Raw genomic sequence first — 15,946 nt, 5'->3', positions numbered from 1 at the left:
TACCGGGATAGCGAATTCTTTTTCATGAAGATCAAGAGCGTCTTTCCCGGTAATCCGTGAAGAACCAAAAAAAAGCCGCCCTTGCGGGCGGCTGAAGTGCTTCGCTCCTGAATCAGAACCCAAGGCTGAAGCTGATGGTCATCGCATGGTCGTTGCTCTCGTTCGACAGCTGCCCCGAATAGCCGATGCCAAGTTTGCCGGTCGGGCTGATCTGGAAGTCCACGCCTGCTTCGACCACTGCGCTGTCCTTGGCAATCGGCACGCCCTGGGTGTTGAACGAGGCGCCGCCGTCGATGAAGGTCAGGTCGGCGTCAGGCTTGGTGTCGCCGAAGGCATGCCGCCAGCCGAGCGCCGCACGCGGGGTGAATTGCCCGCCGTTGGCCAGGGTGATGACCTTGCCGGCGCGCACGCCCAGGGTCGAGAAGGTGATGTCCTGATCGGACTCGGCGCGCAGACGCCCTGCTCCGCCCTTCTCTTTGGCCTTGTCGCTGTCGTAGTTGACGTACGCCAGACCGGCGAACGGTTCCAGGGCAATTCCGGCCGCTTCGATGGCATAGCCGACTTCACCGAACACCTGAGCGCTGCGCGCGTCGTAATTGGCCTTCAACCGGTCGTTGTAGGCGCCGACGCTGACATCGCGCTTGGTTTCGATGTCGTGCCAGCTGTACGCCGCGCCAAGACGCACTGCCAAAGCGTCGAATTGCGAGTTGAGGTACGCCGCCAGGTGGTAGCTCTCGACCGTGGCATCCGAGCGACGGTCATGGGCATCCAGATCGCTGCGGGTGTAACCGGCGGCCATGCCGACGCGCCACTGGTCGTCGAGCTGCTTGTCGGTGCCGAGCATGAAGCCGCTCAGGTTGCGATCCAGTTTCGCACTGTTGCTGTCGCCGTCCGACTCGCCCCAGGCGCCGAGGGCACGGGCCCAACCGACCATTTCGCCGTGGCAGCCGTTGCTGCTCAGCTGGTTGTCGCTTGGGGCCAGGGCGCGGCGTGGATCGTCCGGCGCGCTGCACGATGGCTGGCGCATACGGTCGTTGACCGCGTCGCGCACGTAGCGCGAATCCTCGAGGATGGCGCTGGCGGTGCTGGCATGAATTTCCCCCGACAGGCTGTCGAAGGCGTTGCGTGCCCCGGCCACGCTGAGGTTGACGATTTCGCCCTGCAACGCACTGCCCGCCGCGCCGTTGCGCATCAACGCCGAAGCGGTGTTGCGCTGGTTGCGGGTGGCGGCGACGTCGACGAACGAGTTGCCGTTGCGGCTGACCACCAGATTCACCGCGTTGGCGTCGTACACCAGCGCAGTATTCAGGAACGCGTATTGCGGCAGATCGGCGGTGCTGAAGGTGCCGCTCACCCCGCCACCGGCAGTGATCAGCGAGTACACGGTATTGCCGGTGAACGGTGCCAGACTGTTGACCTGCAGACCGCCGCCCAGGGTGGCGCTACCACCGACCGCCAGCGGTGTGGCGGTCGGCGAGCTGACGGTCAGGGCCAGCACACCGTCGGCGGCGTTGCTCAGGTTGCCGGCGACACTCAAGGTGCCGTCCTCGCCACCGGAAGCCACCACGCCATGGTTGACCACCGAACCGACGCTGCCATTCCCGCTCAGGCCTGCGCCATTGGCCACGGTGACCTGCCCGGCGAGAGAGGCTCGCGCCGCGCGGCTGCCGACTTGCAGCACACCTTGATCCACCGCCACGGTGCCGCTGAAGGGTTGATTACCGGTCAACAGCAAGCGTGCTGCACCGCGTTTGGCCATGGTTCCGACACCGCTCAGGCGTCCGTTGAACTGACCATTGGCGTTCTGCTGGAACACCAGCGAGGCGTTGTTGAGGATGTTGCCTTGCAGGCTGAGGGTATTACCGATCAGCGTACCGCCGCTGACGGTGGTGCCGCCGCTGTAGGTGTTGGCCCCGCTGAGAACCAGAGTGCCGGAATCGAGCTTCTCGATGCCGCCACTGCCCACCAGCGGTACGGAGATTTCCGTGCTGCCACCGGCATTCACTCGCACCGGCGCGAGGCTGCCGCCCGGACCGTTGACCGGGGTCAGCGTACCGCCAGCACCTGGAACCAGGTTGTAACCGCTGGCGAGGAACTGCAACCCGGTGAAGTTCTGATTGCCTTGCACGGTGACCGTCCCGCTCTGCCCGCCGAACACGGCGAACTGACCGTTCGACGCCAGCGCCTGAGTACCGCTCGGATCGGTCCAGTTGGTGCCCGGGCCCCACACGCCACTTCCGCCCCCGATGCTGCCATCCGGGTTGGTGGTGCCGCCGTTCCAGAACTGCACTTCACCCGGCGTGTTCTGCACCAGCAGGTTGACCTGATTGGCCAGCGCGGTCTGCAGGGTCAGGTTGGCCGCCGACACCGGCAGGCTGCCGTAGACCAGACCGTTGTCGGTCAGGCTGCCGCCGTAGCTGAACAGTTGATAGACCCCGGTGCCGAAACCGCCGGCGTTGCTGATATTCAGCGTGCCGTCGAGGGACAGGTTGCCGGCGACGTTGACCACCGTGGTGGAACTCGCAGCCGAGCCCAGGGAGAAGTCCAGGTTGGTGCCCGACGACAACGCCAGCGAACCGACCGACAACGGCGTTGCAGTGCCGCCGCCCGTCAGCGTCGCACCGTTGGCCAGTTGTACGGCGCCTGCGAATACGCCGCTGCCGCCGATTTTCGCCCCGCTGGCGACATTGACGTTGGCACTGTTGAGCACACCGATGACGTTCAGCGAACCGGCCTGCACCGATGTGTTGCCGGTGAAGGTATTGTTGCCGGTCAGCAGCAAGGCGCCGGTACCGGTTTTATTGAGTGTGCCGGCGCCCGTCAGATTGCCGGTGTAGCTGCCGTCACTGTTCTGCTCGAAGGTCAGCGTCGCGTTGTTGACAATGGCGCCTTGCAGGCTGCTGGTGTCGCCACGGGTGCTGCCGCCGTTCAGCGTCGTACCGCCGCTGTAGGTGTTGGCGCCGCTGAGGACGAGGTCGCCACTGCCGTTTTTCACCAGACTGCCGCTGCCGGTGATCGCGCCGATCAGCGTGGTGTCCTGGTTGCCGGCCAGGATCAGTTGCGCCCCCAGGTTGATGGCGTTGGCCAGTTGCAGTGCAGAGGTGCTGTCCAGGGTGCCGTTGCCCAGCACGCTGAGGGCACCGCTGCTGATCGCGCTGTTGTTGCCCAGGATCAGCGAGCCGCCGGACAGTTGAGTACCGCCGCTGTAAGTGTTGCTGCCGTTGAGGGTCAGGCTCGATGCGCCGGTCTTGATCAGACTGCCGCTGCCGCTGACCACACCGCCGAGGGTCAATGCGTTGGAGCCGGCGACGGTGAGTCCGCCGTTGAGCACCACGGCGTTGGCCAGGCTGACCGCTGTGTTGCTGTCCAGCGCCGTGCCGTTGGCGGCGGTCAATACGCCGGTGCCAAGGGCCGAGTTATTGCCGACCACGATCTTGCCGCCGTTGAGCGCGGTGCCGCCGGTGTAACCGTTGGCCGCGTTGAGCACCAGGGTGCCGGTGTCGTACTTGCCCAGTGTGCCGGCGCCGTTGAGCGCCACGCCCACGGTGGCGGTGACGTTCGGGTCGACCCGCACGGTCGCGTTACCCAGCGATCCGTTGACCAGATTCAGCGAACCGGCCGTGCCGTTCTGCAGGCTGTAGCCATCGGTGACGAACTGCATGCCGGTGATGGTTTGCGCACCGTTCACCGTGACGGTGCCCGCCGTCCCCTGGAACACCGCGAAGCTGTTGCCCCAGGCCTGATTGGTGGTGCCGTTGACGTCGGTCCAGTTGGTGGTGCCGGTGCCCCAGGTGCCGCTGCCGCCATCCACCGAACCGTTGGCGACGAGTTGGTTGCCGTCCCAGAACTGCACGGTAACGCCCGGTGCGGTAACCAGCAGGTTGATCTGGTTGGCCAGCGCGGTTTGCAGGGTCAGGTCGCCCGGCGTGACGCTGCCCGGCACGGTGCCGATCAGCATGCCGTTGTCGGTCAGGCCGCCGGTGTAGTTGATCAGGCGATACACGCCGCTGCCGAATCCGCCGATATCGCTGACGTTGAGGGTACCGTCGAGGGTCAGATTGCCGCCGACGTTGACCAGCGCGTTGCCGCCACCGGAAACCGGTGTGCCGAGGCCGACATCGAAGTTGGAGTTGGCGTTGAACACCAGCGAATTCACCGACAGCGTGCTGCCGGTAGCGCCGGCCAGATGGCCGCCGTCCGCCACGGTCACGGCCCCGCCGAGCGAGCCGCTGCCGGTCAGGGTGCCGCCGCTGTTGACCAGCACACTGGCGCTGTCCAGCGAACCGCTGACGTTCAAAGTACCGGCGTTGACCGTGGTGTTACCGGTCAGGCTGTTGAGGCCGGTCAGGGTTAGCGTGCCGGTGCCGAGTTTGCTCAGTTCGCCGGTGCCGGTGAGCACGCCGTCGAAAATACTGCTGGCGTTGTTACCCCCGATGCTCAGTGTGTTGCCGCCGCCGATCAGTGCGGTGCCGCTGCCGGTCAGGCTGGCGAGGCTGCCGGAGCCGCCGAGGTTGAGGGTCGCCGCAGCGCCGAGATTGACCCCGGCGTTGCTGCCCAGCGCCGAGTTGCCCAGCGTGGTGAGGCTGCCGGCCTGCACGTCGAAGGTACCGCTGAAGGTGTTGTTGCCGGTCAGCGTCAGGTCGGCCAGACCGTTCTTGGTCAGTGTGCCCGCGCCGGCGATCACGCCACCGAGCGTCAGGTTGTTGTTGCCGGCCACGCTCAGGTTGGCATTGACGTTGAGGTTGTTGGCCAGCACCAGCGGCGCCGTGCTGTCGAGAGTCGAGGCGCCCGCCACGGTCACCGCGCCGGAACCCAGGCCCGCCGAGGTGCCAAGGGTCACGGTGCCGGCGTTCAGCGTGGTGCCGCCGCTGTAGGTGTTGATGCCGTTGAGGGTCAGGTTGGAGGCCCCGTTTTTGATCAGTGCCCCGCTGCCGCTGACCACACCGCCGAGGGTCACATCGCTGTTGCCGGTGTTGGTCAGATTGGCGTTGAGCACCACGTTGTTGCCCAGCGACACCGAGGTGTTGCTGTCCAGCGCCGAGGCACCGGCCACGGTCAGGTTGCCCAGACCGAGGGCGCCGTTGCTGCCGGCGGTCAGGGTGCCGGCATTGAGGGTGATGCCACCGAGGAAGTTGTTGGCACCGCTGAGGATCAGATTGGCTGCGCCGTTCTTGGTCAGGCTGCCGGCGCCATTGATGGCTCCGCTGAGTGTCAGATCGTTGCTGCCGACCACGCCAAGGTTGCCTGCCAGGTTGATCGCATTACCCGCCGTGACGGCGCCGCTGGCATCCAGGGTGGTACCGTTCGCCGCGTTCAGGGTGGCGGAGCCCAGCGCCGCGTTCGACGCCAGGATCAGACCGCCCGCATTCAGTGCCACCGGGCCGAGGAAAGCGTTGTTGCCGCCGAGCGTCAGGCTGGCCGATCCGTTCTTGATCAAGCCACCGGTACCGGAAATGACACCGTTGAGGGTCAGCGCATTGCTGCCCAGCACGGTGAGGTTACCGTTCAGCGTGGTCGCATTAGTCAGGGTCACGGCGGTGTTGCTGTCGAGTTGCGTGCCGGCGTTGGCGATCAGCGCGCCGCTGCCCAGTGCGGTATTGCTGCCGACCACCAGGGTGCCGCCATCGAGTTGCGTGCCGCCGGTGTAGCTGTTGGCGCCGTTGAGCACCAGGGTGCCGCTGTCGAGCTTGTTGAGAATCCCGCTGCCGTCAATGTTCACGCCGACCGTGGCAGTCACGCCCGGATCAACCCGCATCGCCGTGGTGCCGCCGCTGCCGTTGACGGCGGTCAGCAGTCCCGACGTACCGTTGACCACGTTGTAGCCGTCCGTGAGGAACTGCATCCCGGTGAACAGCTGCGTGCCGTTGACCGACACCGTGCCCGCCGTGCCCTGGAACACCGCGAAGTCGCCGGCCCAGCTCTGGTTGAGCGTCCCGTTGACGTTGGTCCAGTTGGTGTTGACGGCATCCCATGCTCCGCTGCCGCCATCGACCGTACCGTTCGGGATCGTCTGGCTGCCATCCCAGAAGCGAATATTGGCGTTCGGCGCGGACACCAACAGGTTGATCTGGTTACCGACCGAGGTCTGCACCACCAGATCGCCCAGGCCAAACCCCACAGGTACACCGGCCACGGTCAGGCCGTTGTCGGTCAGTGCCCCCGTGTAGTTGAACAAGCGATAGACCCCGACGCCGAATCCGCCGGCATCGGTAACGTTGAGATTGCCGTCGAGTGTCAGGTTGCCGCCGATGTTCATCAGGGAGGTGGTCGATGGCGTCGCGAGGTTCGCATCGATATTGCTGTTGGCAGCCAGAACCAGTGACGCGGCAGACAGGGTATTGCCCGAAGACAACGCCAGGTGGCCGCCATTGTTGACGTTGAGGGTTCCGAGAATCGAACCGCTGCCGGTGACGCTCGCGCCGGTATTGACGCTGACCTGGGCGCTGGCCAGCGAACCGCTGAGGTTCAGGGTGCCGCCGTTGACGGCAGTGTTGCCGACGAGGCCATTGATCCCGGTCAGGTTCAGTGTGCCGGTGCCGACTTTGGTCAAACCGCCATTGCCGCTGAGATCGCCGTCGAAGGTGCTGGTGCTGCTGACCCCGCCCACGGTCAAAGTGTTACCGCCGCCGATCTGCACGCCGCCGCTGCCACTCAGGCCATTGAGGCTGGCGTTGCTGCCGAGGTTGAGGCTGGCGCCGGCGCTGACGTTGGCGCCGGAGGTATTGCCGAGTGCGCCGCCGGTCAGGGTGCTGACACTGCCGGAGAGGATGTTCAGCGCACCGGTGAAGGTGTTGGTGCCGCTGAGGGCGAGGTCATCCAGGCCGGTTTTGATCAGGTTGCCCGCACCGTCGATCACCCCGCTGAGGTTCAGACCGTTGTTGCCGGCCACGGTCAGGTCGGCATTGAGCGTGATGTTGTTGCCGACGCTGAGCGCACTGCTGTTATCCAGCGTTGCTGCGCCACCGACGGTCAGGCCGCCACTGCCCAGGGCACCGGCCGAGCCCAGCGTCAGCGTGCCCGCATTGAGCGTGGTGCCGCCGCCAAAGGTGTTGCTGCCATTGAGCGTCAGGTTGGCCGCGCCGTTCTTGATCAACTGGCCGGCGCCGCTGACGACACCGCCGAGGGCCAGGTTCTGGGTACCGCCGACACTGAGCGCTGCGTTAAGGACAACCGCGTTGGCCAGGCTGGCCAGCGAGGAACTGCTGTCGAGCGTCGCGGCACCGCCGACGGTCAAGGCCCCCGTGCCCAGTGCCGAGCTGTTGCCGACGGTCACGGTACCGGCGTTCAAGGTAGTGCCGCCGATGTAGGTATTGGTGCCGTTCAGATTCAGGTTGGCCGCACCGTTTTTCACCAGACTGCCGGCCCCGGCAACGGTGCCCGTGAGGGTCAGGTCGGCGCTGCCACCGACATTCAGCGCGCCGGCAAGGTTGACCTGGTTGCCCAGGCTGACGGTGGCATTGGTATCCAGCGTAGTGCCGGCGGCCGCATTCAGCACACCACTGCCCAGCGCGATGTTGCTGCCGACGATCAGTTTGCCGACGTTCAACGCGGTGTTGCCGAAGTAGGTGTTGGCGCCGTTGAGGATCAGATCGGCCGGACCGTTTTTGATCAGGCCGCCGACACCGGCGACGACACCATTGAGCGTCAGGGCATTGCTGCCGCCGAGGGTCACGTTGCCGCCGAGGTTGACGTTGTTGGCCAGGCTTGTCGCGGTGCTGGCATCCAGCGTGGTGCCGGCTGCCGCATTGAGTACACCGGTGCCCAGCGCGGTGTTGGAGCCCACGCTCAGGGTCCCGGCATTCAACGCCGTATTGCCGGTGTAGGTGTTGTTGCCGGTCAGGCTCAGCGTCGAGGCGCCGGTCTTGATCAGGTTGCTGCCGCCACTGATCACGCCGCCGAGGGTCAGCGGGTTGGCGCCACCGGCCGTGAGGCTGGCGTTGAGGGCAATCGCATTGTTCAGCGTGACGTTGGCGCTGCTGTTGAGCGAGCCGCCCGAGCCACCGACGGTGAGCGTGCCGGTGCCGAGAGCCGCCGCGTTGCCGACGGTCAGGCTGCCGGCGTTGAGCGCCGTGCCACCGGTGAAGGTGTTGACGCCGTTGAGGGTCAGGTTGGCGGTGCCGTTCTTGATCAATTGACTGGCGCCGCTGATGACACCGCCCAGGGTCAGGCCATTGCTGCCGCCGATGCTCAGATTGCCGTTGAGCGCTACGTCGTTGTTCAGGCTGACGGCGGCGCTGCTGTCCAGGGTCGCGGCGTTGGCGACGGTCAGGCTGCCGCTGCCCAGTGCGCCGGCATTGCCGACAGTCAGAGTACCGGCATTCAACGTGGTGCCGCCGAGGAAGGTGTTGGCGCCGCTGAGAATCAGGTTGGCCGCGCCATTCTTGGTCAGCCCGCCGTTGCCGCTGACCACGCCACCCAGGGTCAGGTTGGCGTTGCCGGCAATGTTCAGGTTGCCGCCGAGCGCGACGGCATTGCCCAGCGCCACGGTGGCGCTGGCATCGAGCGTAGTGCCCGCCGCCGTGGTCAGTGCGCCCGTGCCCAGCGCGGTATTGGAACCGACAATCAGCGTCCCGGCATTCAGCGTCGTACCGCCGGAGAACGTGTTATTGCCGCTGAGGGTCAGGTTCGCGGTGCCGTTCTTGATCAGGTTGCCGGCACCGCTGATGACCCCGCTCAGGCCCAGTGCCTGCGTTCCGCCAATGGTCAGGTCCGCCGCCAGCGCCACCGCGTTGGCCAGGGTCACCGCCGTGGTCGCATCCAGCGTGGTACCCGCCGCCGCATTCAGCGCGCCGGTGCCGAGGGCGGTGTTGCTGCCGACCAGCAAGGTACCGCCGTTGAGCGCGGTGGTGCCGCTGTTGGTGTTGTTGCCGGTCAGGGTCAGGCTGGCCGTGCCACTCTTGGTAATCGCGCCGGTGCCGGAGAGAATGCCGGACAGGGTCAGGGCATTGCTGCCGAGCACGTTCAACGCGCCAGTGATGCCGATGTTGTTGGCCAACGTCACGTTGGCGGTGCTGTCCAGGCTGGTGCCGGTGGCGGTGTTGAGCACCCCGGTGCCCAAGGCATTGTTGTTGCCGACGCGCAAGGTGCCGGCACTCAGGGTCGTGGTGCCGCTGTAACCGGTGTTGGCGCCGCTGAGCGTCAGGCTGCCGCTGCCAGTCTTGGTCAGGCCGCTGGCGCCGCTGATCAGCCCGCCCAGGGTCAGGGCCCCGGTGCCGGTCGCCGTCAGTGTGCTGTTGAGGGTGAGCGCGTTGTTCAACGAAATCGGGCCGGAGGCCGAAATGCTCGACGCGCCGCCAACGGTAATGCCGCCGGTACTGAAGGCCTGATTGTTCCCCACCTGCACCACGCCACCATTGAGCACGGTACTGCCGGTGTAGGTATTGACCCCGTTGAGGTTGAGCTGGCCGCTGCCGATCTTGGTCAGGCCGCCGCTGCCGGACAGCACGCCGCTGAGCGTTGTGGCGTTGGTCCCCTGCACCGTCAGGCCGCCGGCACCCAGCGAGATCAGGTTGCTGATGTTCAGTCCGGCAGTGCTGGCCTGCAGGATGCCGCCATTGGACGTCAATACACCGCTGCCGAACGCGCCATTGTCATTGAACAGCGCGACACCGCCATTGAGGGTCGTCGCCCCGCTGACCAACGGTCCCTGCAGGGTCCAGGTGCCGCTGTTGAGGGTCAGGTTGTTGAAGTTGACATAGGTGGCGCTGGACGCCGTGCCTGAACCGGTGGTGCCGCCGCCGACACCTATGGGGTTTTGCAGAATCAGGGTATTGGTGCCACCTGCACCGCCATCGATCGTACCGGTCGGGGCGAAGGTCAGGTTGATGCCGATCAGGCCGCCGAGGCCGACGGTGACTTGCACGCCGTCACCGACGTTTACGCTCGAACCGGTGATCGCGTAGAACGTATTGGTGCTGCCCGCGCCCATCGACACGCTGCCGGTGATGTTACCGGCGTTGGTGAAAGTATTACCCGCCGCCGATGTCTCGAAGGCCACCCGGCCGTTGATCGTGCCGGTGCTGCTGTTGTTCATGACGACTTGTGAACCGCCATACACACCCACCACCGGCGTATCGGCCAGGGTGATCCCGCCCACCGACAGACCGGTCGAGGTGATCGTCCCGTTGTTGGTGATGGTGGTGGTGCCGGCCGCCGCATTGTTGACCCCTATCCCCAGGCCATCGATGCTGGTCAGGTTGAGGCCGAGCAACATGCCGGTGCCACGAATGAGGCCGCTGGCGTTGTTGAGCACGCTGACCGTGCTGGAGGCGCCCGTTCCGATGAACGCGCCGCCGCTGAGCACGGACACCAGGCCCAGCAATGCAGGGTCGATGGTGCCGGAGTTGTTCAGGCTGATGTTGACGCCCGTCAGGTTGAGCACCTTGCCGCCGAGCGTCGCGTTCATCTGCGCGCCCGAGTTGACGTTGACCGTCAGGCCGTTGCTGGCACTGCTGAAGTCATTGAGAAACAGCGGCAGACTCGGCACCCCGGTGCAGGTCACCGTGGATCCGGCAGTGGAACAGGTTGCAAGCGCCGGTGCACTGACACCGCCGAACAGAAATCCGGCAACGCTCAGGTGCACAGCAAGGGAAAGCGGGGAAAAACGCGAAACGAGGGCGACACCAAACCTTGCTTCCACGGGATACTCCTTTCGTGGTCAATTTCATCCTTGAAAGCGCGCAACGGCAGGCAAATCGAACACGCGCATCAAGAGCGCGACGGTCTTCCAACCGTCTCATTCCCCAAAGACGCTAGTTGATGCCCTGCAATGGAACATTGGTTAAATGGCATTAATACTTTTGTGATAGAGCCTTCAGGAATAAGGATCCATCAGGTGCGCGCGCAAAACTGGTATGACTTGTGCAAACGTTTGCGAAGCGTCAATCCCGACACTTTGCCTCCACAATCGCACCACCCCGCCGTTACGGGGCCGATCCACAAAAAGGACTTTGAATGCACATTTCTTCCAGCCACCGCCGTCGCGGTATGCGTACCTTTGCTGTTTCCCTCCTACTGGCCGGCGTTACCGGAGTTCTCAGCCAGACAGCACTGGCACAACCTGCCTTGCCCGAAGAATCCGCCCAGGGCGAAGCCCTCAGCCCCGAAGTCAGCCCACCGAAAAAAGGCGAATACCTGTCGGACTGGTACAACCAGGACCTGACCCTGATCGGCAGCAAGGACATCAGCTTCGGCCCGCAACCGGCCGACGACATCTACCTGGAATACGAGTATTTCGGGCGCAAGGGCCCGTTCGAGCTGTACGGCTACATCGACATCCCGAAAATCTTCAACATCGGCAACAGCCACGACAAAGGTGTGTGGGACCACGGTTCGCCGGTGTTCATGGAGCACGAACCGCGCATCTCCATCGACTACCTCGCCGGCCGCAGCCTGGCCATCGGGCCGTTCAAGGAATGGTACGTGGCGTTCGACTGGATCTACGATCACGGCAGCCGCAAAGAGAATCGCGCCAACACGCTGTACAGCGGTTTAGGCACCGACATCGACACCCATTCGCGGGTCAATCTGTCGGCTAACCTGTACGGGCGCTACCAGTGGGAAAACTACGGCGCCAGCAATGAATACTCGTGGGACGGCTACCGCGCACAGCTCAAGTACATCGTGCCGATCGACAAATTCAGCAACGGTGCGTCGCTGACCTACATCGGCTTTACCAACTTCGATTTCGGCTCGGACCTGCACAAGGACAACCCGGCGCGCACCGCCAATGCCACGGTGGCGACCAACGTGTTGCTGTACTCGTTCACCCACTTGCGCTTCACCCTGGTCGGCCGTTACTTCCACAACGGCGGCAACTGGGAGGACGGCAGCGAGCTGAACTTCGGCGACGGCAACTTCCGCGCACGTTCCAATGGCTGGGGTTATTACGCCGGCATCGGTTATCAGTTCTGAATCAAGGAGCAAACATGAAAGCAATGACGCGTGTATCACTGGCCGCTGCCGCCCTGCTCTCGTCCCCCGCGTGGGCGACCGAGGCACCGATTCAACCGAAAGTGGTGCTGATCACCATGTTCGCCCCGGAGGCACAGCACTGGATCGATCGCCTCGAACTCAAGCAGGAAATCCGCGTACCGGGCCTGTCGGCCGAGTACCCGACGATTCGCTGCAACACGCAGCAGGTGTGCCTGATGACGACCGGCATGGGCCAGACCAACGCCGCCGCCTCAACCCTGGCACTGGCGCTGTCGCCGAAATTCGACCTGCGCAAAAGCTACTTCCTGATTGCCGGGATTGCCGGCATCAGCCCGAAACACGGGACCATCGGTACCGCTGCGTGGGCGCATTATCTGGTCGAATTCGGCACCCAGTGGGAACTGGACTCGCGCGATGCACCCTCGAGCTGGCCGACCGGTTACCTCGGCATCAACACCAAAGGCCCGAACGAAAAACCACCGCTGGACTACAAGACCGAAGTCTTCGAACTCAACCCGAAACTGCAAGCCAAGGCCTTCGCCCTGAGCCACAAGGTCAAACTGAGCGAAAGCAAAGAGTCGGCCGAATGGCGCCTGAAATACCCGGCAGCACCGGCCAATCAGCCGCCGGTGGTCACCCGTTGCGACACGCTGGCGGGCAACACCTGGTTCTCCGGCACACGCCTGAGCGAACGCGCCGAGGTCTGGACCAAATTGCTGACCGACAACAAGGGCGAGTACTGCACCACCCAACAGGAAGACAACTCCACCTACGAGGCTTTGTTGCGCGCCAGCCGCGAGGGCCTGGTGGACGTGCAGCGCCTCGCCGTGGTGCGCGCCGGCTCTGACTTCGACCGCCCGGCGCCGGGTGGCAGCGAAGTGGACAACCTGCTCAAGTACGCCGATCAGGGCGGATTTGTGCCGGCCCTGGAAAACCTCTATCGCACGGGGAATCCGCTGGTGCAGGACATCCTGAAAAACTGGTCGGCGTGGGAGAACGGCGTCCCGCAGTCCTGAAACCCACAAAGCCCTGTGGGTGCGAACGCGCTCCCACAGGGCTATGTGATGACATGAATAACAGCGACGATCAGGGGATAAGAATCACTTTGTCACCGCTGCCCTGATTCACATCCGCATAGCGCGCCTGCCCTTCGGCCAGAGGCGCTTCGACCAGCCCTTGCGGCAGTGGCAGCAGGTCTTCGTCGAAGAACCGGCCGAACTGCTCGAGCATCGCCGCGCAGGCTTCAACGCCGTACAGCAACGAGTTGATACCGACTACCGAACCGCCCTTGCGATACAGCGCCAGTGCCGGCAGTTGCACATGCCCGTCCACCGGCGCAGCGATGATCGCGATCCGCCCGAAGGGCGCCAATGCCGCGACTGAGGCCGGCAGCCAGAAACCGGTGGTGTCGAAGATCACATCGGCGCCACCGCGATACACCGCGTTGACCTGTGCACCCAGATCCTCGGGTTTATCCAGCTGAATCGTCTGATAACCCTGAGCCTGCAAGTCTTTGACCTGCTCCGGACGCCGCGCTGCCGCCAGCAACTGCGCGCCGCGCACCTTGGCCAACGCCAGCGCCGCCGCCGCCACCGCCCCGCCGCCGATCACCAGCAAACGGGTTTCGGCACTGACCAGACTGCGCTCCAGTGCATCCCACGCCGTGGTGTAAGGCACGCCGAGGCTGGCAGCCTGGGTGAAGCTCAAATGCGAAGGCTTGTGCGCCACGCCATTGGCCGGCAGTTTGACGAACTGCGCATGGGAGCCATCGGCAAAAAAGCCCAGCTCACGCCCGGTGCCCCAGACTTCCTGACCGATCAACGCCTGCGGCCCTTCGACCACCACACCGGCAAAGTCCCGACCGGGAATACGTGGCAGCGTGGTGTACGGGAAGCGCCCGAGCACGTTCTTCACGTCGCTGGGATTGAGGCCCGCCGCCTTGATCTGCACCAGCACCTCGTCGGCCCCCGGCACCGGCGTCGGCACCTCGACGAAGCGCAGGGACGACAGCTCGCCGGTTTTATCGAATTGCAGTGCTTTCATGGAAATCTCCACCGAAGGAAAAGACAGGATTCAGAACAGCCAGCCACTGACCAGTTGCCGGCCCATCGGCCACAACTGCTCGCCCGCCAGCATGCCCAGCAGGCCCACCAGCGCGATGGTCGGCGGCGCCGGAGAACGGACATCCAGCGCGCCATACAGCAGGCCGACACCCAGACCGACGCCCAGTGAAATCAGGTAATTCATGGGATCACTCCGCCACACAAAGGGAATGGGCGAAGTCTAGGGAAAGGCTGCGACCGGCACCGGCCAAGGACTTCTGAATTTCGGCCAAATCAGCCGGCGAGCGGCCCGCCATCGAACTGCGAAGGCGCGACACCCAGCTCCCGGCGGAACATGTCGCTGAAACTGCTCGGCGAATAACCCAGCTCACGGGCGATCGCGCTGACCGGCACGCCCTGGATCAACTCCGCCACCGCCGTCGCCAACTGCACCTGACGCCGCCACTCGGCGAAGCCCATGCCCAGCCCTTCCTTGAACAACCGCGCCAGGGTGCGCACGCTGGCCCCGGCGTTCTCGGCATGTTGCTCAAAAGGAATGTCCAGCGACGGCGCGGCCATCACCGCCTGACACAGACTCATCAACCGCCGGTCTGCATCGTCCGGCAACGGGATCTTCAGCTGTGAACGCCTTGCACGTTTCAGCTCCAGCAGCGCCAGCCCGACCAGCGCCTCGTAATACTCGGCATCTCCGCTGTCACCTTGCGCCACCAGCCCGACGATCAACTCGCGCAGCAAACCGCCGACCTCAATCACCTGCACCGTCTCATCCAGCGTCGCCGCCAGCGCCGGGCGCAGATAGATATTGCGCATCTGCAAATCCGACACCACGCGAATCCCGTGCGGCACCCCCGGCGGCAACCACACCGCCCGCTGCGGCGGCACCACCAGCGCCTCGTGCGGCGTCTCGACCCACATCACCCCGCTCATCGCATACAGCAACTGGCCCCAGACATGCTCGTGCGGCTCGATGAACAACCCGCGCGGATAGGTGCGCGCCAGCGGCTGTACGGGCACATCGGTGTCAGTGAGGTCAGGAGGTGCGGCGAGGGCCATGTGGAACATTCATCGGGATTGGCGAAGGCGTCATGGTAACCAGTCAGCCCGGTCCCTCGCCATTGATAGATACCGTCGGACAATCCGAGTGAATTTTCCCGATGCCCAGCGATCCTTCTATTACCACAGGGAGGAAGACCGGCTTTATGAACAACGCAAAACTGTTTGTCATCGAATACACCCTTCACGGCGCGCCCAAGTCGTTCATTATCCGCTCGGACAGAATGGACAACACCGAGGCGTGGCACTGGGCAAGCTGCGACGCAGGGGTCGGCCGCATCCCGCGTTTCGGCCGGGAGAAAGTGCAAAAGACCAGCAAGCCGATGGCAGAAAAATTCGGCGTGGAAAACGTGACGTGGCGTCCGGCAAGCTAAGCTTGCGCGCAGCTGGGGATTATTTCGGGGGAACACACATGACAACCATCAACAGCCCGGCGCACCTGGACTATGGTCTGGACACGCTCTTTGGCCGCATGACCCGAAGCGTCGACTGTCCGGTGGGTCTGGAGCCCGTCGAAAATGATCCCTTCCGCTTCTCCCTGCGCGTGCCGGCGCCCTTGCCGCAAGACCTCGAAAAAGCCAAAACCGTCGTTGTCAGCGTTGAAGGCCGTCGGCTGCAAGGGACTGTCCGCCATGTCGAACGGCTGGACGATGACAGCCTGAAACTGGAAGTGGAGCCTGACTAGGCTCCACGTTTTCATGGCTTGCGTTATTTAGGATGCGCGCAGTGGCATCCCTTGCCGGTACATGCTTCACCGTCCTTATGGTGATGCGCGCAGGCTTCACAGCAATAGTGTTTACCGTGCGCCACATAAGCGTGGTCGCCTTCCTTGATCTTGCAATTACAGCCCGGGCAATCGCATTTTCTATCTGGCATGGGACAGACTCCTTCGGTGG

General features: G+C 64.2%; 9 protein-coding genes. 4 read left to right on the top strand and 5 right to left on the bottom strand.

The features are described 5' to 3' along the window. Positions 1-112: 112 nt before the first annotated feature. Complete coding sequence (locus MKZ87_RS22025; RefSeq protein WP_266201987.1) at positions 113-10,639, bottom strand: autotransporter-associated beta strand repeat-containing protein; 10,527 nt, start codon at positions 10,637-10,639, stop codon at positions 113-115. Positions 10,640-10,953: 314 nt separating this feature from the next. Here MKZ87_RS22025 and MKZ87_RS22020 point away from each other — a divergent pair, with 314 nt between their 5' ends. Next, on the top strand, positions 10,954-11,913 hold the full coding sequence (locus tag MKZ87_RS22020) for a nucleoside-specific channel-forming protein Tsx (protein WP_085705220.1): 960 nt from the start codon (positions 10,954-10,956) through the stop codon (positions 11,911-11,913). 14 nt (positions 11,914-11,927) lie between these two features. Beyond that, positions 11,928-12,950 carry a purine-nucleoside phosphorylase gene (locus MKZ87_RS22015; protein ID WP_085705218.1) on the top strand — a complete coding sequence of 341 codons (1,023 nt, stop codon included), beginning with the start codon at positions 11,928-11,930 and terminating at the stop codon, positions 12,948-12,950. A gap of 70 nt (positions 12,951-13,020) precedes the next feature. Here the strand turns inward: MKZ87_RS22015 and MKZ87_RS22010 are convergent, their stop codons facing one another. The 3 genes from MKZ87_RS22010 to MKZ87_RS22000 all read right to left on the bottom strand — a co-directional run bounded on the left by MKZ87_RS22010 (position 13,021) and on the right by MKZ87_RS22000 (position 15,050). Beyond that, the gene (locus tag MKZ87_RS22010) at positions 13,021-13,977 is read right to left on the bottom strand and encodes a quinone oxidoreductase family protein (RefSeq protein ID WP_085705217.1); all 957 of its coding nucleotides are present in this window, start codon (positions 13,975-13,977) and stop codon (positions 13,021-13,023) included. Positions 13,978-14,007: 30 nt separating this feature from the next. Further along, positions 14,008-14,181, bottom strand: coding sequence for a DUF1427 family protein (locus tag MKZ87_RS22005; RefSeq protein WP_085705215.1), 174 nt, complete (start codon positions 14,179-14,181; stop codon positions 14,008-14,010). Positions 14,182-14,270: 89 nt separating this feature from the next. Further along, positions 14,271-15,050, bottom strand: coding sequence for an AraC family transcriptional regulator (locus MKZ87_RS22000; RefSeq protein ID WP_170929772.1), 780 nt, complete (start codon positions 15,048-15,050; stop codon positions 14,271-14,273). 146 nt (positions 15,051-15,196) lie between these two features. Between MKZ87_RS22000 and MKZ87_RS21995 the strand changes: the two genes are divergently transcribed. Together MKZ87_RS21995 and MKZ87_RS21990 are read left to right on the top strand one after the other, a co-directional pair. After that, entirely contained in the window at positions 15,197-15,424 is a 228-nt protein-coding gene (locus MKZ87_RS21995) for a DUF6555 family protein (RefSeq protein WP_065259393.1), read from the top strand. 38 nt (positions 15,425-15,462) lie between these two features. Next, positions 15,463-15,735, top strand: coding sequence for a hypothetical protein (locus MKZ87_RS21990; RefSeq protein WP_085700426.1), 273 nt, complete (start codon positions 15,463-15,465; stop codon positions 15,733-15,735). A gap of 23 nt (positions 15,736-15,758) precedes the next feature. Here the strand turns inward: MKZ87_RS21990 and MKZ87_RS21985 are convergent, their stop codons facing one another. After that, on the bottom strand, positions 15,759-15,926 hold the full coding sequence (locus tag MKZ87_RS21985) for a metallothionein (RefSeq protein ID WP_085705213.1): 168 nt from the start codon (positions 15,924-15,926) through the stop codon (positions 15,759-15,761). Positions 15,927-15,946 lie beyond the last annotated feature (20 nt).

Origin of the sequence: Pseudomonas sp. MCal1, from assembly GCF_026341415.1 — a bacterium.
Lineage (GTDB): Bacteria > Pseudomonadota > Gammaproteobacteria > Pseudomonadales > Pseudomonadaceae > Aquipseudomonas.
The sequence above is the reverse complement of the archived record's forward strand: the minus strand, read 5'-3'. Positions and strand labels throughout refer to the sequence as shown.